The organism is Nocardioides sp. LS1 (genome assembly GCF_003865225.1).
GTDB classification, from domain to species: domain Bacteria; phylum Actinomycetota; class Actinomycetes; order Propionibacteriales; family Nocardioidaceae; genus Nocardioides; species Nocardioides ginsengisegetis.
On sequence record NZ_BIFF01000002.1, the window covers coordinates 117,320 to 134,810 of the forward strand.

The window sequence follows — 17,491 nt, forward strand, 5'->3', positions numbered from 1 at the left end:
CGTGACCACGTGATCGTCGACAGCGCCCTGTACCGCAAGGGAGTCCGGGTCCCCGTGGACTGCGGGCCCTCCGACCTCCACGAGATGCGCTCCCGGGTGACCGAGCCCGGAGACTTCGTCTGGATCGGGCTGCACGAGCCCAGCGAGGCCGAGCTCGAGGACGTCGCCGTCGCCTTCGGGCTCCACCACCTCGCGGTCGAGGACGCCGTCAACGCCCACCAGCGCCCCAAGCTCGAGCGCTACGACGACAGCCTGTTCCTGGTGCTCAAGACGCTCTGGTACGTCGACGAGGAGGACGCCGTCGAGACCGGGGAGATCAACATGTTCGTCGGCGAGGACTTCATCGTCACCGTGCGCCACGGCCACGGCTCCGAGCTGCACTCCGCGCGCGAGCACCTCGAGGAGCAGGAGGCGGTGCTCAACCACGGACCCTCCGCAGTCGTGTACGCCGTGTGCGACCGGGTCGTCGACGGCTACACCGACGTCGTCGCCGAGCTGGAGATCGACGTCGACGAGGTCGAGGCGTCGGTCTTCTCCCCCGCCCGCACCAACGACTCGGTCCGGATCTACACCCTCAAGCGCGAGATCGCCGAGGTACGCCGCGCGGTGATGCCGCTGCGCGAGCCGATGCGGCGGTTCTCCTCCGGCCTGGTCCCCGGCATCCAGGAGGAGGCCGCGCCGTTCTTCCGCGACGTCGCCGACCACCTGGCCCGCGCGGCCGAGGTCGTGGACACCCTCGACGGCCTGCTGTCCACGGCGTTCGAGGCGCACCTCGCCCGGATCTCGGTGCAGCAGAACGAGGACATGCGCAAGATCTCGGCCGGTGTCGGGCTGGTGGCCGCGCCCACCCTGATCGCCGGGGTCTACGGCATGAACTTCAACCACATGCCCGAGCTCGGGTGGTACTGGGGCTACCCGTTCTCGATCGCCCTCATGGTGCTGACCTCGGTGGCCCTGTGGGTGTTCTTCAAGAAGTCCGGCTGGCTCTGAGCCCGACCCCGGGCCCGCCAGGGGTCAGGTCGAGGACATCGTGTTGGTGGCCAGCAGCCCGATGAGCACCAGCGCGAGCACCACGCGGTAGGGCACGAACCACACGATCGAGTGGTGCGCGACGAAGCGCAGCAACCACGCGATGGCGGCGTACGCCACGACGAAGGAGACGACGGTGCCCACCACCGTCTCCCCCACCCCGATGTCGCCACCCAGGGCGTCCTTGAGCTCGAAGAGCCCCGCGGCCAGCAGGGCCGGGATGGACAGGAAGAAGCTGAGCCGGGTGGCGGTGACGCGGTCCAGGCCGCGGAGCAGGCCGGCGGAGATGGTGGCCCCGGAGCGGGAGACGCCGGGCACGAGCGCGGCGATCTGGGTGACGCCGACGACGATCGAGTCGACGAGGCCGAGCTCGCGCTCGGTGCGGGTCTGCCGGCCGAGGCGCTCGGCGACGACCATCACGACGCTCCACACGAGCAGGCCGGTCGCGACGACCCACAGCGAGCGCAGGTCGTTCTTGATGACGTCCTTGAGCAGCAGCCCGGCGATGCCGACCGGGATGGTGCCGACGATGACGTACCAGCCCATCCGGTGGTCGAGCTGGCCGCGGTACTCCGGCTTGACCAGGCCGAGGGTCCAGGCCCGGACGATCTTCCAGATGTCCTTGAAGAAGAAGAGGATCACCGCGGCGATGGCGCCCATCTGGATGACGGCGGTGAAGCCGGTGACGGCGGGGTCCTCGAGGTCGAGGCCCAGCATCTTCTCGACGATCGTGAGGTGGCCGGTGCTGGAGACCGGCAGGAACTCGGTGAGCCCCTCCACGATCCCGAGGATGATGGCGTCGAAGTAGTTCATGGTGGTCGCAAGGGTACGAGTCCCACCTGCCGTTCACCTGAACCCCCGGGTGAACCCTGCGTGTCCGGACTTCGACGTGGCGCGCGTCGTCCCGTGCGTCTGCCGGATACGGTTGCGCCCATGCAGCAGCGGTCTGTCGGCGCCACCGGCCTCAAGGTGTCCCGGCTGGGTCTCGGGACGATGACGTGGGGTCGGGACACCGACGAGCACGAGGCCCGTGACCAGCTCATCGCGTTCGCCGAGGCCGGCGGCACCCTCCTCGACACGGCGGCCGGCTACGGCAACGGCGCGTCCGAGGAGCTGATCGGCACGCTGATCGGCGACGTGGTCGCCCGCGACGAGGTCGTGCTGGCCACCAAGGCCGGCATCAGCTCGGCCCGCGGGGCGCGGCAGTACAACACCTCCCGCGGCCACCTCCTCGCCTCGCTGGACGCGTCCCTGAAGCGGCTCGACGTCGAGCACGTCGACCTCTGGCAGGTCCACATCTGGTCCGACGAGACGCCCCTGGAGGAGACGCTGTCGGCCTTCGACATCGCGGTCTCGTCCGGCAGGGCGTCGTACGTCGGGGTGTCGAACTACACCGGCTGGCAGACCGCCCAGGCCGCCACCTGGCAGCGCGCCGTCCCCGGCCGGGCGGTGCTGGCCTCCACACAGGTGGAGTACTCCCTGCTCAACCGGGCCGTCGAGCACGAGGTGATCCCGGCCGCCGAGGCGCTCGGCCTGGGCGTGCTGCCCTGGTCGCCGCTGGGACGCGGCGTGCTGACCGGCAAGTACCGCTCGGGCACGCCGGCCGACTCGCGCGCCGCCTCCTCGCACTTCGCCAACTTCGTCAGCGCCTACTTCGGCGACCGGTCCGCGCAGATCGTCGAGGCCGTGGCCCGCGCGGCCGAGGGGCTGGGCTGGAGCTCGCTCGAGGTCGCCCTCGCCTGGGTGCGCGACCGGCCCGGCGTCACCGCCCCGATCGTCGGCGCCCGCACCGCCAACCAGCTCCGCGGCGCCCTCGGGGTCGAGGAGCTGACCCTGCCCGCCGAGATCGTCGAGGCCCTCGACGACGTCTCCGGGGACTGAGCCGTGGCCTCCCGCCACCTGAGCGTCCGCGACAAGGCCCGGGAGCGGGCCCGCGGGGTCGAGTGGGAGTTCGACCGGGTGACGTTCTCGCGGGAGTTCCCGCGCGGGGTGGTCACCAAGCTCCTCGTCGAGCGCGCCGAGCACGGCGGCTGGGAGCTCGACCGGGTGCACATCACGCCCGACGGCACCCGCCGCGTCGTGCTGCGGCGCAAGATCATCCGGGCCGTGCGGACGGCCTGAGGAGCGCCGGTCGGCCGCGGCTTCAGGTCGCGGCCGTGGAGGGCCTCTCGCCCGACTGCTGGCTGCGGAGGTGGGCCAGCGCGTCACGCGTGTGGGACTTGACCGTGCCCACCGAGATGCCGAGGGCTGCGGCGGTGTCGGCCTCCGAGAGGTCGTCGAAGTACCGCAGGACCAGCACGGCGCGCTGTCGTGGCGACAACCTCCTGAGGTCCTCGAGCAACGTCAGGCGATCCGCGGTGTCGGGTCCCTCATGCTGCGGCACGTCCGGGATCTCCTGCGTGCTCATCTCGCGCCAGCGGCGACGCCGCCACCGGTTGACCGACTCGCGGGCGAGGACCTTGCGGACATAGGGCTCGGGGCGGTCGCCGATGCGGGTCCACCTCGGGACCACCTTGATGAGGGTCGTCTGGACGAGGTCCTCGGCGTCGTCGGGGTCACCGGTGAGCAGGTAGGCGGTGCGCAGCAGCGCGTGCCTGCGGGCGACCACGAACGCCTCGAAGTCGGCGTACCCGGTCATGACGCACCGCCCTGCGGGGTGAGCGCCTCTCCGATCAGGTCGGTGGCAAATGTGGCTCGCAGCGGTGCGCCTTGCAGGGCGACCACCCGACGCAGGTTGGGATCGCCGAAGGCAGGGCCGTCGTGGACGTCCAGGGCGACCACCTGGTCGTTGGGGTCGTGACCCAGCAGCGTGTGGGTGCCGATGACACCCAGGACGTCGCACAGCCAGGGCACCTGGAACTCGGATCCGCCCTGGGGATTCTCGGTCCCGAGCCTGCCGGTGCTGTCCGTGACGGTCGGTGGCGTCGAGCAGTCCGGGTGCTCGAGGACCGGCTCGGGAGGCACGAGGGCGAAGCCCGCGGTGAACGCGTAGTAGTCGACCAGCCTCGGCTCCGTGCCCGGCTGCCACACCCAGGCGTCGGCGTCCCCGCCCCTCGCGCCGTCGTGGCCGAACAGGTGGGTGGCATCGACCCAGGTGAAGCCCGGCCGGGTCAGGATGGCGGGCCTGACGTCGTCGCCGGTCACCAGGTCGTGGACGACCAGGTCTCGCGTCGGGGACAGGTAGGCCACCCGTCGGCCGTCGGTCGACAACGCCACGTCCTGGCCCGTCACCTCGGAGTCGTACCGGGGCAGGTCGAGCGACAGCGTGCCGAACGTCCCGGTCTCCGCGACGAGGGCGACGACCTCCGGCACCCTGCCGCCCGAGCGAGGGGTCAGCCAGAGCGCCGCGAGCGGGCCGGGAGCCGCGCCCAGCCTCGGCAGGTCCGCGCGCCCGGGATAGTTCAGGGGAAGCGTGAACCCCACGGTCCCTGCCGGCTCCACGCGGGAGTGGTCGTCCGCTCCCCCGGCCAGGCCGACCCCGATCCCGGCACCGATGGCGCCGACCACCAGCAGGCTGGCTGCCACGACCGCCACCCGCCGGCGGCGGGCCCGCTTGCCCCGCGACCAGAGCTCCGCGGCGGGCGCTCCGCCCGTGGGTGCGACCTCGGCCAGCGCCGCCAGCCGGTCCTGCAACGTGTCCATCGGTGCCTCCCATCCCAAGCCTCACCCATCAGTACGCGATGAGCGAGGCCCCCGGAGGGGTGGTGGGGCCGGCCAGTTGTCGGGCCACGTGCGCCGCGACCTGTGCCGGTGACCCGGGCGGGAACGGGAGGACGCTGCTGGCGTTGACCTCGCACAGCACGAACCGCGGTTCGCCCTCGCCGGGACCTGAGTCGGCGATCAGCAGGTCGATGTCCCACAGCGCCGGCAGGTCGCCGGCCCGGAGCCCTACCTGCAGGAGCATGTTGGGCACCCACTCCGTCTCCAGGCGATGACGCAGGGTTGCGAAGGCGGGCTCTTCGGGCGGGTACATGGTCTTGGGTGACGGAAGCCCCATCACCTCGAGCGCCGAGGGGCCTGTGCCCGTGACGACCCGGAGCGGACCGTCCGGGACGGCTCCGCTGGGGTACTGGCGGGCGAACCCGACCACCTGCCCACCCACGAGATAGCAGCGGACGATGCCGCTCGTGACGCCACCGATGAACTCCTGGTCGACCAGCGCGCCCGCTCCGCCCCAGGCGTCGAAGGCGCCGGCACAGGTGTCGACGAGCCGGGTCAACGGCATGGTCACGCTCGATCCGTCCCGGATCCGCGCATGCTGGACCTCCACGACGTGCGCGGGGCCGGGCGCCGTCGCCGACGGGCCATTGGGCAGCCGCACCTTCCACACCGTTCGCCCGCCGTTGCCGCGGGTCGCCTTCAGGACCCGGACCCCGTCGGCGGCGAGCCGATGCGGAAACTCGGCGTGGAACTGCTCGACGCTCCGGTACACGTGGGCGTCGCTGCCCCACGTCATCTGCCGGGTCGCCACCAGCACCTCCTTGGTGCCCAGCCGGTCGACCGTGTCCGGGTGAGCGCTCACCCAGACCCCGGCCGCGGCGACCCGGCGCAGCAGCTCGTCCAGGCCGTGCCGGTCGCCGTCGTCGCTGAGCGGGTCCGCCCACACCAGCACGCCGTCCACACCGTCGAGTGCCGTTGCCAGCTCAGCCTCCCGACCCTCGGCGTAGGGCACCGGGACCACGTGGAGGCCGCGCTCGCCGAGCGCCTCGGCCATGGGCGTCAGCCGCGGGCTCAGGGCACGTTCCGGCCCGGGCGCCCGGAACAGCACCGCGACCCGCACGACTTCGTCGGCGTCGACCACGCCCCTGCCGACCATGACCCGAGACTAGGGTGCGGCGGCTTCGCACGGCGCGGTCGACGGACGGGAGGCCGCCACGGATGGGAGGCTGGCACCGTGCGGACACTGACCTACGCGATGAACGTGACCCTGGACGGCTACATCGCCGCGCGCGGCGACGACATCGGCTGGGGGGTGCCCGGAGCCGAGCTGCACCAGTGGTACAACGACCGAGCCCGCGAGATCGGGGTCTCCCTCTACGGCCGCAAGCTGTGGGAGGTGATGAGCGCGCACTGGCCGACCGCCGACCAGCAGCCGGACGCCGACCCCATCGAGGTGGAGTTCGCCCGCATCTGGCAGGCGACGCCCAAGGTCGTGTTCTCCTCGACCCTGGACGAGGTCAGCGGGAACGCCCGCCTCTTCACCGACGACGCCGTGGTCGAGATCGCCCGGCTGAAGGCCGAGGACGGCGCCCCGATGGAGATCGGTGGGGCCACCCTGGCGGGCGCGGCGATGCGCGCCGGCCTGATCGATGAGTACCAGGTGGTCACGCACCCGGTGCTGGTCGGCGGCGGCACGCCGTTCTTCAGCGCGCTGGACTCCTGGGTGGACCTGCGCCTCGTGGAGACCAGGACCTTCCCGGACGGCGTGGTCCTGTCCCACTACGAATCCCGGCGCTGACCCACCCAAACCGGACGCAGGACGTCCGCCTTCGGGAGTAGGTTGCCGGCGTGTCCGACTACACGATCAAGGCACTGACGCCCGAGACGTTCGACGACTTCGCCGCTGTCGTCGAGCGGAACAAGGGCATGTTCGCGAGCTGCTGGTGCACGTGGTTCCACCCCGCGTGTGCGGAGAAGGGCCAGACCGCCGAGGGCAACCGGGCGCTCAAGCAACGCCTCGTGGCCGAGGGGATCGCGCACGCGGCCCTGGTCTACGACGGCGACCGGGCCGTCGCCTGGGCGGAGTACGGCTCCCCCGACGAGCTGCCCAACATCCACCACCGCAAGGAGTACGACGCCACCGCCGAGCGACCGCCCGACTACCGCGTCACCTGCATCCTGGTCGAGCGCAGCCACCGCGGTCAGGGCCTGGCGGCGGTCGCCCTGCGCGGGGCCGTCGAGCTGATCGCGCAGGCCGGCGGGGGCCGCGTCGAGGGCTACCCGCACGACACCGCCGGGGTCCGGAAGAAGAACGCGTCATTCCTCTACAACGCCACCCGCACGATGTACGAGCGCGAGGGCTTCACCTACGACCGGCCCAAGGGCCAGGGCAACTGCGTGATGGTGCGTGAGGTGGCCGCCAGCACGGGCGCCGCGTGAGACCTCAGATGTCGTCGAGGAACCGGTCGAAGACCCGGGCCCCGAACTCCAGCGCGTCGACCGGCACCCGCTCGTCGACCCCGTGGAACAGCGCGGTGAAGTCGAGGTCGGACGGCAGCCGCAGCGGCGCGAAGCCGTAGGAGCGCATCCCGAGCTTGTTGAAGTGCTTGGCGTCGGTGCCGCCGCTCATGAGGTACGGCGCCACGATCGCGTCGGGGTCCTCGGCGAGGATCGAGCGGCTCATCGCGTCGACCAGGTCGCCGTCGTACGGCGTCTCCCACGGCTGCTGCTTGGAGACGTAGTCGATGTCGATGCCGTCGCCGCACAGCTCGGCCAGGGTCGCGAAGAACTCGTCCTCGAAGCCCGGCAGGAATCGGCCGTCGACGTGGGCGGACGCCTCCGTCGGGATGACGTTCACCTTGTAGCCGGCGTCGAGCATGGTCGGGTTGGTCGTGTTGCGCAGCACCGCGCCGAGCATCCGGGCCGCTCCCCCGAACTCCTCGACCAGGGCCTCGGCGTTCTCGGGCGTGGCCTCGGTGCCGGCCAGCTCGGCGACGGCGGCCAGCAGGGTCTTCATGGTGGGCGTGAGGCGGACCGGCCAGTCGTGGGCGCCGATGCGGGCGACGGCGGCGGCGAGCTCGGTGACGGCGTTGTCGCGGTTGATCATGGAGCCGTGACCGGCCCGGCCGCGGGCGGTCAGCTTCATCCAGGCCATGCCCTTCTCGGCGGCCTCGATGAGGTACATCCGGCGACCGCGGACGGTGGTGCTGAAACCACCGACCTCGCCGACCGCCTCGGTGCACTGCTCGAGCTCGTCACGGGCCACGCCCAGCAGGTGCTCGGCGCCCTTGTGGCCGCCCGCCTCCTCGTCGGCGGTGAAGCAGAGCACGACCGGACGGTCCGGGACCCGGCCGGCCCGGGCGCGCGCCCGCACGACCGAGAGCAGCATCGCGTCGAAGTCCTTCATGTCCACCGCGCCCCGGCCCCAGACGTAGCCGTCGCGGACCTCGCCGGAGAACGGGTCGACCTGCCAGTCCTCGGGTGCCGCGGGCACCACGTCGAGGTGGCCGTGCAGCAGCAGGGCGCCCTGGTCGGGCCGGGCCGCGCCGGAGCCGCCCCAGGTCGCGATGAGCGACGTACGGCCGGGCTCGGACTCGTGGAGGCGGCTCTCGATGCCGACCTCGTCGAGCAGCGAGGCCACCAGCTCGGCGGCCTTCCGCTCCCCCGGACCCTCCTCCTCGCCGTAGTTGGAGGTGTCGATCCGGATCAGGTCACGGCACAGCTCGACGACCTCGGCGGCGGGGTCGTGACGCGGGTCGGAAGCGGCCTGCAGGCTGGGGTCGGACATGGGGTCGGACATGGGGCCAGCATGTCATCTCCCTGTGGTGGGGCCGATGTGAGTTCTGGGGCTTCCCTTTGATACGGTTCCTTCGCACTCGTCCGGGTGGCGGAATTGGCAGACGCGCTAGCTTGAGGTGCTAGTGCCCGTATTAGGGCGTGGGGGTTCAAGTCCCCCCTCGGACACCAGCAGGACACCGAGAAGGACCGGGTTTTCGACCCGGTCCTTCTTCGCATTTCGCACCCCGTCGAGACCGCTACGCCGGCAGCAGGCGGCGCCCGGTGATCTCGCGGGCGGCGATCCGCACCAGCAGGCTCCGCTGGCCCTCGGCCCACGGGATCAGCTCCGTGGCAGCCGGATGGTCGGCCACATCGACGTACGTCGCGTGGCCGCGCAGCAGGACGCTCCACCCGGACTGGGTGTAGTCGTCGAACTCGTCGATCTGGAAGGACGCGTCGGCCGAGCGCAGGTGCGACGCGAGCGTGGCGTGGGGCGAGAGCCGCAGCAGGATGTTGCGCCCCTCCACGACGTAGTTGACCGGGATGACGACGGGGCCGTCCTGGTCGCAGTAGGCGACCCGGCCCACGTGGTGCTCGCCCAGCTGCTCGAGGCACTCCGCCTCCGAGAGCTCCTTGAGGTGGCCGGGGAACCATCGTTCGTTGGTGCTCATCGCTGTCCCTTTCGTCGATACCCCGAGGGTCGCGCCGGCGACGCCTCTCCCTCCAGAGCCGGGCGGCCCGTGGCGGCGGGACCATCGACCCGCTCCCCCGCGCGCTCGCGGAGGCCGATGAGCATGTCGCGGGACATGACGAAGTCGGCGGGCACGATCAGCAGGTGCGCCCCCAGGGTCAACCACCACGGACGGGTCCGGGCCCGCCAGCGGAAGACCAGTCGGGTCGCGCTGCCGCCGGGCTCGGGGGTCAGGACGAAGCTCCACGTCCAGTTGATGCGAGCCCTGTCCCGGAGCCGCCAGGACAGCGGCAGGTGCGTGGTGGACTGCAGGACGAGTCGCTGCCCGGGCTCGCACTCGCGCACCACGAAGAAGCACTCGGTGTCCGGGCGGCCGTCGGGGACCAGGTCTCCCACCTCGAGCTGCTGGAAGTCGTCGAGCACGCGGTCCGCGCTCGGCAGGTTGTCGGGGAACAGCAGCACGTCCACCCAGCGGGCGGTGTACCAGCCGCCGCGGTGCCAGCCCACCTGGGCCAGCCACGGCCAGACACGGTCCGGCGGGGCCGGGATCGTGATGGCGTGGGTGACCCGGGTCTGCGGGCGACTCACGAGGTCGTCGCCGGGCATGGCCGCCCGGCGCTCCTCGCGGGAGGTCCCGTAGGTGCGCCCCAGCCACTGGAGCGCGAGGTAGCCGACTGCGAGGCCCGCGGCGCCGGCCCGCCGCCGGGTGATCACGGGGCACCCCGCACGGCTGCGGAGCGGCCCAGCCAGATCAGCAGGCCCCCGATGGCCGTGTAGAGCGGGTGGAAGAAGCTGAGCCCACGGATGAACGCCAGCTCGACCACGATCCACCCCACGAGCACGACGCCCGTGACGACGGCCGCCAGCGGCGTACGCCGGTCGCCGAGCAGCGCGAGCACGGCGAGCGCGGTGTTGGGCAGCGCCACGGCAAGCGCCAGCGCGACCGCGGCGAGGACCGGGCTCCCGGCGGGCAGGCGCGCCTCGATCGTGGCGCCGAGGTCCAGGCTCCCCGAGGCGAGGCCCCAGGCGCCGCCGACGGCGGCGACGGCGTTGAGGGCCGCCACCCAGCCCAGCACGCTGCGGTGCGGCTGCGGGCGCCAGGTCCCCGAGGACGCCGCGACCGGGTCCGCGCGGTGCAGCAGCACCGCGGCCGGCGCGATCCCGACCAGGGCCAGGACGAGGAACACCGGCACCAGGGCGTCCGAGGCGACCGAGGAGGCGGGGTCCGCGGCGTGCCCCCACGCCTGGTCGATCGCCACGCCGAGGGCCTCGACGACCCAGAACACCGAGCCTGCGGCGGCCAGCGCCCAACGCCGGGGATCGGCCCGCCAGACACCGGCGCCCAGCCAGAACATCACCGGCAGCCAGAAGGCCAGGTCCTGCACGAAGACCGGGTTGGTCGTCAGCCCGGTGCCGTCCAGGAGGTCCGTCGGGTGCGACCCCGCCAGCGCCGGCAGCACCTTGGCCAGCCAGGCAGCGGCGTTCAGCGCCGCGACGACCCAGATGTAGACCGCGACCCATCGGGCCGGCGTCACGACGCGCTCCGGGGCACGTCGCCAGACCCGGAGCGACCCGGTCACCAGCGAGAGGATGGCCAGCCCCAGCATCGCCTCGTAGAGCAGGAAGAAGCCGTTGAAGGGAGTGGCGAGCACGAACATGACGGCGTTGTAGAGCAGGTACGCCGTCACGCCGGTCACGACGATCTCGCCCCGGCGCGACCCGCGGGCGGCGGCCATGGCGGAAGCGGCGAGGAGGGGCAGGCCCACGACGAGGATGACCAGGGCGGTGCCCCGTGCCGACCCGATCATCGCGGCGGGCCCGGACAGGACGTCCGGGAGCAGGACGGTGCCGGCGGACGCCACGAGCGTCACGGCCCCCAGGGCCACGGTCAGGGGCCCGACGGCGAGGCGAGGAGGGGGCGGGCTGCCCACGGGCTGGCCGGACGGGGGTGCGTCGTGCTCGCGCACGAGGCCGGGGGACGACTGCCGGGTCATGCCTCCACGCTCGCGGGCCGGGACGCCGGGTCCAAGGGTCGATGCTCCGTCGCAGGCGGGACCAAGGTCATCCGGCCCATGACGGCGCACGGCGGCGGCCCGGGTCCCTGTGGACCCGGGCCGCCGCCGTCGAGGCACTGCCCGCAAGGGCTAGCGCAGGACCTTCCAGCGCTGGACGATCGAGGTGCGTGCCCACAGCTTCCCGGCACCCCAGGTGTCGCCCGCATAGGTGAGGCCGAGGACGACCATCGACACGGCGCCGAGGATGTGGTCGTCGATGACCGGGTTGTTGTCCGGGAGCAGGTAGACCGACCACATCATCAGGTAGAGCAGGGCTCCGGCCGCCGCGGCGATCCGCATGCCGATCCCGAAGGTCAGTGCGGTGCCGATGCCCAGCAGGCCGAGCATGAACAGCCAGTCGGCCCACGCCGACCCGGCGATCGAGTGGTAGAAGCTCTCGAACGGGCCCTTGGCCCCGAACTTCAGGAAGCCCTCGGTGGGGCTGCCGCCGTGGATCCACGCCGCGTCACCGAACCGGTCGAGGTGACCGGCCTGGTCGTAGCCGGTGTGGTAGCCGAGCGCGAGCAGCTTGTCGAAGAACGCCCACAGGAAGGTCAGTCCGAAGGCCATCCGGAGGACCGCCAGGGCGCGAGTTGCGTAGGTGGTGAGGCCGCGCGGCTGCTCGGCCACGTGGTGCGTCACCAGGCCGCTGTGGATGCGGTCGTGGATGGTGGTCATGGTGACCCTCCTCGGTGTTGTCGTCGGATGTTCTTCTGCCTCCATCCAACGGCTGGCCGGCACGGCCCGGGAGAGGAGGACGTCGCCGCCGGGCGGGTCCTTGGACCCCCACCCGGCGGCGAACGGCCCCTCGACGAGGGCGTCAGGGCGCGGGGCGCAGCTTGCGCGGCACGCCGTCGTCGGCGGGGCGCGCCGGCGGCGACAGGCGCACCTTCACGTCGACGCAGGCCGCACCCGCCTCGGACATGATGACCGGGTTGAGGTCCATCTCCGCGAGCTCGGGCACCTCGACCGCCAGCTGGCCCACGGCCTGCAACAGCGCCTCCAGGGCCGCGACGTCCACGGGCTTCGCGCCGCGATGGCCGGCGAGCAGCGGCCAGATCCGGAGCCGCCGGACCGCACGGGCCGCGTCGACCGCGGTCAGCGGCGGCAGCAGGAAGACGCGGTCGTCCCACACGTCGGTGGCCACTCCCCCGGCGGCCACCATCACCAGCGGCCCGAAGCCGTCGTCGCGGACCACGCCGACCGCGACCTCGACGCCCGCCGGCACCTGGGCCTGGACGAGCAGCTCGGGCTCGGGCACGCCGAGCTTCAGCTCGAGGTCTGCGGCGGCCTCGAGCACCTCGTCGGGGGCCTTGAGGCCGGGCCGGACCAGGCCCCGCTCGGTCTTGTGCACCACCGCCGGGTCGGCAGCCTTGAGCACCACCGGGTAGCCGATCTCGTGCGCGGCGGTGAGGATCCGCGACAGCCTCCGCTCGACCCGGCCACCGAGCACGTCGATCCCGTAGGCCGACAACAGCTCGCGGCACTGTGCGGGCCGCAGCCAGCCATCGGTGCCGGCCTCCGCCGGCGCGGCGTCGACCACCGGACGGGCGCGGTCCGCCGCACCCGGGATCCGCACGACCGCGGGCAGGGCCGGCGTGTCCAGCCATGCGGCGTACGACGCGGCGTGGGCGAGGGCGCGGGTGGCGTCCTCGACCGACCGGAAGGCGGCGAACGCACGCGACGAGTCCTCGGGGACCGCCGCGCCGCCCAGGGCGACCAGCAGCAGCGGCTTGTCGACCCCGGCCGTCCGCGCGTCGGCGAGGCCGCGCAGGAACCCGTCCGCGTCGGTCACCTTCGTGGCGGCGACGATGACGAGCACCGCGTCCACCTCGTCGGAGGCCAGCACGGTCTCGGTCGTGGCGAGCAGGCCGTCGGCGCTGGCCGCGGCGCCCAGGTCGATCGGGTTGCTCAGACCTGCGGCGCCCGGCATCCGGGCGGTGAGGGCCTCCTGGAGGACCGGGCTGAGCTCGGGGACGACGAGCGCCCCGGCGGTCGCCGAGTCGGCGGCCAGGACTCCCAGCCCGCCGGCGTTCCCGACGATGGCCAGCCGGGGGCCGGACGGCAGCGGCTGGCTGGTCAGCAGCCGGGCCGCGTCCGCGAGCTCCTCGAGGCTGCTGCAGCCGATCACGCCGGACTGGGCGAACAGCGCGTCGACACCCACCGTGGGTGCTGCCGCGGCGGCGGTGTGGGAGGCACCCGCCCGGCGTCCACCGGTGGACCGTCCGCCCACCACGGCCAGGAGGGGCTTGCGCTGGGCGAAGCGTCGGGCGATCCGGGCGAACTTGCGGGCGTTGCCGAACGACTCGAGGTAGAGCGCCGCGGCGCTGACGCGGGGGTCGTCCATCCAGGCCGCGAGCAGGTCGTTGCCGGAGACGTCGGCCTTGTTGCCGAGGGACACGAACGAGGCGAGACCGGCGCCGGACTCCCGGGCGAGGTCGAGCAGCCCGATGCCGACACCGCCCGGCTGGGACGCCACCGCCAGGCCGCCGGGCTGGGGCAGGCCGCGCGTGAACGTGGCGTTGAGACGTACGTCGGCGTCGGTGGTCATCACGCCCAGGCAGTTGGGACCGACGAGCCGCATGCTGTGCCGGCGGGCGATCGCGACGAGCTCGCGCTGGGCCTGTGCGCCGTCGGCGCCTGCCTCGCCGAAGCCGGAGGTCAGGATCACCGCGGACCGGGCACCCGCGTGCGCCGCGTCGCGGACCACGTCCAGCACCCGGCCGGCCGGGACCGCCACGACGACCAGGTCGATGGGGCTCCCGATCGCGGCCAGGTCGGGGACGACCCGGGCTCCGGACGCCTCGGGGAGCGCCTCGGGGCCGCCGGGGTGGACGACGTACACCTCGCCGGTGAAGCCGCCGTCGACGACCTCCTCAAGGACCGCACGCCCGACGCCGCCGCCGGAGCGACGGACGCCGACCACGGCGATGCTGCGGGGGTAGAGGAGGGGGGCGAGCGACTGGGCCTCGGCACCGGCCTCGCGGGCGTCGGCCGCGGCGACCGCGCGCTCGGTCGCCGTCGTCCCCATGTGGAAGGTCACGACGCCCGTGTCGGTCCGGCGCTGGAGGTCGAAGCCGCAGTCGGCCAGGACGCGGAGCATGGCGTGGTTGTCCACGAGGACGTCGGCGGTGAACTCCAGGATCCCCCGGCCGCGCGCCTCGGCGGCCAGGTGCTCGAGCAGGAGGGTGCCGAGGCCGAGACCGTGTGCGGAGTCCGCCACGAGGAAGGAGATCTCGGCGGTGCCCTCGGCCATCACCTCGGCGCTGGCCACGGCGACGAGGTCGCCGCCCACCAGGGCGACGAGCGCGAGCACCTCGGTCGAGCCGACCGACGCGGCCAGGTGCTCGGCGTAGTCGTGGCCGGCCGCCCGGTTGAGCCCGAAGAACCGCATCCGGAGGTTCTCCTCGGCCAGGTGGTCGTGCAGGGCGAGCAGTCCCTCGTGGTCCGACGGCACGACGCGACGGATGGTCGCGATCGTGCCGTCCGCGAGCAGTACGTCGACCGCCGCCACGGGCTGGGCCGGCGCGCTGGTCATCGGCTCTCCATCGTGGAGAGCAGGCGGAGGTACTGCTCGTCGTCGATCTCGCCGGCGGCCAGTCGTCGGCGCAGCAGGGCCACCGAGTCGTCCTGGGGTCGTCCGGTCAGGCTGCCGGCCCCGTGCCGCGCGGTCAGGTAGCCGGCCGCGAACATGGCCGCCGCCGTCACGATCCACACCAGCACCAGCAGCACGGCGGTGAGGCCGTCGCCTCCACCACCCATACCGAATCCGTCCATCATCGCCCTGCCTCCTGATCCTCGACGCTGCGTCGCCCTCGACGCTAGAAGGGCGCGGGACGGCTGATCAGGGCACAAGGTCCCGAGCGGGATGACCGTCGTCCTGCACGCACGACGGCCTCCGGACCCCTAGCGTGTCCGCATGGAGGCGCGCATCCCGGTCCCCGACTGGGCCCGGCACTACGAGCGGGGCTGGCTGCGCGGCGACCTGCTGGCGGGCGTCACGGTGACGGCGTACCTCATCCCCCAGGTGATGGCCTACGCCCAGCTGGCCGGGCTGCCGGCGGTGGCGGGGCTCTGGGCGTCGGTGGGCGCCCTGCTCGGCTACGCCCTGCTGGGGTCGTCGCGCCAGCTCTCGGTGGGGCCGGAGTCCACGACGGCGCTGATGACGGCGGCCGCCCTCGGGTCGGTCCCCGGAGCGCTGGCCGACCCCAGTGCGTTCGCGGCCGCGCTGGCGCTCGCGGTGGCCCTCTTCTGCCTGCTGGGTCGGCTCGGTCACCTCGCGGCCCTGTCCGACCTGCTCTCCCGGCCCGTCCTGGTCGGCTACCTCGCCGGGATGGCCGCGATCATGGTCAGCTCCCAGCTGAGCAAGCTGCTGGGCTTCACCGTCGTCGGCGACGGCTTCCTGCAGGAGGTCTCGTTCACGGTGCGCCACCTGGGCGACACCCGCGTGCCGGCGCTGCTCCTGGGCGGCCTCACCCTCGTCGCGATGCTCGTGAGCTCGGCCGTCTGGCCGCGCGCCCCGGTCGCCCTGGCCGGGATCCTGGCGGCGACGGCAGCCGCGGCCCTGCTCGACCTGGAGGCGCACGGAGTGCGGCTCGTCGGGACGGTGGCCGTCGGGGTGCCGCACCCCGGCCTGCCCGCGATCTCGGCCGGGGACGTGACCGGCCTCCTGCTCCCCGCGCTGGGGGTGGCGTTCGTGGGCTTCACCGACAACATCCTGACCGGCCGGGGGTTCGCGGCCCGCCACCAGCAGGCGATCGACCCGCAGCGGGAGATGCTCGCGCTCGGCGCCGCCAACCTCGGGTCGGCACTCCTGCACGGCTTTCCCGTGAGCAGCAGCGGCAGCCGCACCGCAATCGCCGACGCCGTCGGCGGCCGGAGCCAGCTCACCAGCGTGGTCACGGTCGTCTGCACCGTGCTGGCCATCGTGACGGCCGGTCCGGTGCTGGCGGCCTTCCCGCTGCCGGCGCTCGGCGCCGTCGTGGTGTACGCCGCGGTGCGGCTCGTGGACGTCCGCGAGCTGGTCCGCTTCGCCCGGTTCCGCCGCAGCGAGCTCGTGCTCGCCCTCGCCACGACCCTGGCCGTCCTCGTCGTGGGCGTCCTGGACGGGATCCTCGTGGCGATCGCGCTGTCCGTGCTCGACCTGCTGCACCGGGTGGCCCGCCCGCACGACGCGGTCGAGGGCTATGCCCCCGGCGTGGCCGGGATGCACGACGTCGCCGACTACCCCGACGCCAGGCGCGTGCCCGGCCTGCTCGTCTACCGCTACGACTCGCCGCTGTTCTTCGCCAACGCCGAGGACTTCCACCGCCGCGCGCTGGCGGCCGTCGACGCCAACGAGACGCCGGTGGAGTGGTTCGTGCTGAACACCGAGGCGATCGTCGAGGTCGACATCACCGCCGTCGACGTGCTGGAGACCCTGCGCGCCGAGCTGGAGGGACGCGGCATCGTGATGGCGCTCGCCCGGGTCAAGCAGGACCTCCGCGGCGACCTCCTGCCGACCGGGCTCCTGGACCGGATCGGGGAGGACCACGTCTTCCCGACACTGCCGACCGCCGTGGCCGCCTTCGAGGCGTGGCGGGACCACCGCCGTCCCGACGCAGGGTGACCGCTCAGCTGCCGAGCAGCTTCGTGGCGAGCACGGCCGCCTGGGTGCGTCGTTCCAGACCGAGCTTGGCCAGGATCGTGGAGACGTAGTTCTTCACCGTCTTCTCCGCCAGGAAGAGCCGCTCGCCGATCTGCCGGTTGGTGAGCCCCTCGGCGATGAACCCGAGGACCTTGATCTCCTGCTCGGTCAGCCCCTGGAGCTCGGAGGCGACCTGGGGGCCGGAGCGCACCCGGTCGAGGACCCGCACGGTCAGGGCGGGGTCGATGAGCGACTGGCCGGCGGCGACCAGCCGGATGGCGTTGACGAGGTCGCCGCGGCGTACCTCCTTGAGGACGTAGCCGGCGGCCCCCGCCATGATCGCGGAGAAGAGGGCGTCGTCGTCGTCGTACGACGTGAGGATCAGCGCCCGCAGGTCGGGGTCGACCGACCGGATGGTCCGGCACACCTCGATGCCGGAGCCGTCGGGGAGGCGGGCGTCCAGGACCGCGACGTCGGGGCGCAGCGCCGGGATGCGGCTGGCCGCCTCCTCGGCCGAGCCCGACTCCCCGATCACGGTGATCTCCCCCGTCGCCTCGAGCATGCTGCGCAGGCCCGCCCGGACCACCTCGTGGTCGTCGAGCAGGAACACCGTGATCTTCGGGGAGTCGGTCATGGGCCCATTCGACCAAGGTC

At 72.9% G+C, this 17,491-nt stretch carries 18 protein-coding genes and 1 tRNA gene; 7 read left to right on the top strand and 12 right to left on the bottom strand.

What is annotated here, in order from left to right; all coding sequences use genetic code 11:
• The first annotated feature begins 9 nt into the window (after window positions 1-9).
• Complete coding sequence (corA, locus tag EJF31_RS05295) at window positions 10-990, top strand: magnesium/cobalt transporter CorA (RefSeq protein ID WP_221767476.1); 981 nt, start codon at window positions 10-12, stop codon at window positions 988-990.
• Between the two features lie 24 nt (window positions 991-1,014).
• Here corA and EJF31_RS05300 read toward each other — a convergent pair whose 3' ends face one another.
• Entirely contained in the window at window positions 1,015-1,842 is an 828-nt protein-coding gene (locus tag EJF31_RS05300) for an undecaprenyl-diphosphate phosphatase (protein ID WP_125036088.1), read from the bottom strand.
• Between the two features lie 120 nt (window positions 1,843-1,962).
• Between EJF31_RS05300 and EJF31_RS05305 the strand changes: the two genes are divergently transcribed.
• Window positions 1,963-2,910 (top strand): aldo/keto reductase, encoded by a 948-nt coding sequence (locus EJF31_RS05305; RefSeq protein WP_125036089.1) that lies wholly within the window; start codon window positions 1,963-1,965, stop codon window positions 2,908-2,910.
• Window positions 2,911-2,913: 3 nt separating this feature from the next.
• Window positions 2,914-3,150, top strand: a complete 237-nt coding sequence (locus EJF31_RS05310; RefSeq protein ID WP_125036090.1) for a DUF5703 family protein — start codon at window positions 2,914-2,916, stop codon at window positions 3,148-3,150.
• 22 nt (window positions 3,151-3,172) lie between these two features.
• On the opposite strand, the gene EJF31_RS05315 is transcribed toward EJF31_RS05310, so the two are convergent.
• The 3 genes from EJF31_RS05315 to EJF31_RS05325 are packed head-to-tail and all read right to left on the bottom strand — an operon-like array spanning window position 3,173 to window position 5,845.
• The gene (locus EJF31_RS05315; protein WP_125036091.1) at window positions 3,173-3,667 is read right to left on the bottom strand and encodes a SigE family RNA polymerase sigma factor; all 495 of its coding nucleotides are present in this window, start codon (window positions 3,665-3,667) and stop codon (window positions 3,173-3,175) included.
• Window positions 3,664-4,671, bottom strand: coding sequence for a hypothetical protein (locus EJF31_RS05320; protein ID WP_125036092.1), 1,008 nt, complete (start codon window positions 4,669-4,671; stop codon window positions 3,664-3,666). The genes EJF31_RS05315 and EJF31_RS05320 overlap by 4 nt, the downstream gene beginning before the upstream one ends.
• A 28-nt stretch (window positions 4,672-4,699) precedes the next feature.
• Window positions 4,700-5,845, bottom strand: coding sequence for a Cj0069 family protein (locus EJF31_RS05325; protein WP_125036093.1), 1,146 nt, complete (start codon window positions 5,843-5,845; stop codon window positions 4,700-4,702).
• Window positions 5,846-5,923: 78 nt separating this feature from the next.
• Here EJF31_RS05325 and EJF31_RS05330 point away from each other — a divergent pair, with 78 nt between their 5' ends.
• Both EJF31_RS05330 and EJF31_RS05335 read left to right on the top strand, forming a co-directional pair.
• Window positions 5,924-6,487, top strand: coding sequence for a dihydrofolate reductase family protein (locus EJF31_RS05330; protein WP_125036094.1), 564 nt, complete (start codon window positions 5,924-5,926; stop codon window positions 6,485-6,487).
• Between the two features lie 50 nt (window positions 6,488-6,537).
• Window positions 6,538-7,128: a GNAT family N-acetyltransferase gene (locus EJF31_RS05335; RefSeq protein ID WP_125036095.1), complete on the top strand. Its 591-nt coding sequence runs from the start codon at window positions 6,538-6,540 to the stop codon at window positions 7,126-7,128.
• A gap of 4 nt (window positions 7,129-7,132) precedes the next feature.
• On the opposite strand, the gene EJF31_RS05340 is transcribed toward EJF31_RS05335, so the two are convergent.
• Window positions 7,133-8,488 (bottom strand): M20/M25/M40 family metallo-hydrolase, encoded by a 1,356-nt coding sequence (locus EJF31_RS05340; protein ID WP_260430639.1) that lies wholly within the window; start codon window positions 8,486-8,488, stop codon window positions 7,133-7,135.
• Between the two features lie 78 nt (window positions 8,489-8,566).
• Here EJF31_RS05340 and EJF31_RS05345 point away from each other — a divergent pair.
• A tRNA-Leu gene (locus EJF31_RS05345) sits at window positions 8,567-8,655 on the top strand.
• Window positions 8,656-8,723: 68 nt separating this feature from the next.
• On the opposite strand, the gene EJF31_RS05350 is transcribed toward EJF31_RS05345, so the two are convergent.
• The 6 genes from EJF31_RS05350 to EJF31_RS05375 all read right to left on the bottom strand — a co-directional run bounded on the left by EJF31_RS05350 (window position 8,724) and on the right by EJF31_RS05375 (window position 14,991).
• A complete protein-coding gene (locus tag EJF31_RS05350) occupies window positions 8,724-9,137 on the bottom strand; it encodes a pyridoxamine 5'-phosphate oxidase family protein (RefSeq protein ID WP_125036096.1) in 414 nt (137 codons plus the stop codon).
• A complete protein-coding gene (locus tag EJF31_RS05355; protein WP_125036097.1) occupies window positions 9,134-9,871 on the bottom strand; it encodes an SRPBCC domain-containing protein in 738 nt (245 codons plus the stop codon). The genes EJF31_RS05350 and EJF31_RS05355 overlap by 4 nt, the downstream gene beginning before the upstream one ends.
• Window positions 9,868-11,151, bottom strand: a complete 1,284-nt coding sequence (locus EJF31_RS05360; RefSeq protein WP_125036098.1) for a hypothetical protein — start codon at window positions 11,149-11,151, stop codon at window positions 9,868-9,870. The genes EJF31_RS05355 and EJF31_RS05360 overlap by 4 nt, the downstream gene beginning before the upstream one ends.
• A gap of 150 nt (window positions 11,152-11,301) precedes the next feature.
• A complete protein-coding gene (locus EJF31_RS05365) occupies window positions 11,302-11,889 on the bottom strand; it encodes a hypothetical protein (protein ID WP_260430640.1) in 588 nt (195 codons plus the stop codon).
• Between the two features lie 142 nt (window positions 11,890-12,031).
• Window positions 12,032-14,749 carry a GNAT family N-acetyltransferase gene (locus EJF31_RS05370; RefSeq protein WP_125036099.1) on the bottom strand — a complete coding sequence of 906 codons (2,718 nt, stop codon included), beginning with the start codon at window positions 14,747-14,749 and terminating at the stop codon, window positions 12,032-12,034.
• A complete protein-coding gene (locus EJF31_RS05375) occupies window positions 14,746-14,991 on the bottom strand; it encodes an SHOCT domain-containing protein (protein ID WP_125036100.1) in 246 nt (81 codons plus the stop codon). Before EJF31_RS05375 ends, EJF31_RS05370 begins: the two co-directional genes overlap by 4 nt.
• Window positions 14,992-15,130: 139 nt before the next feature.
• On the opposite strand from EJF31_RS05375, the gene EJF31_RS05380 reads away from it, so the two are divergent.
• Window positions 15,131-16,819, top strand: a complete 1,689-nt coding sequence (locus EJF31_RS05380) for a SulP family inorganic anion transporter (RefSeq protein WP_125036101.1) — start codon at window positions 15,131-15,133, stop codon at window positions 16,817-16,819.
• Window positions 16,820-16,823: 4 nt separating this feature from the next.
• Here EJF31_RS05380 and EJF31_RS05385 read toward each other — a convergent pair whose 3' ends face one another.
• Window positions 16,824-17,471 (bottom strand): response regulator transcription factor, encoded by a 648-nt coding sequence (locus EJF31_RS05385; protein WP_125036102.1) that lies wholly within the window; start codon window positions 17,469-17,471, stop codon window positions 16,824-16,826.
• Window positions 17,472-17,491: the final 20 nt, after the last annotated feature.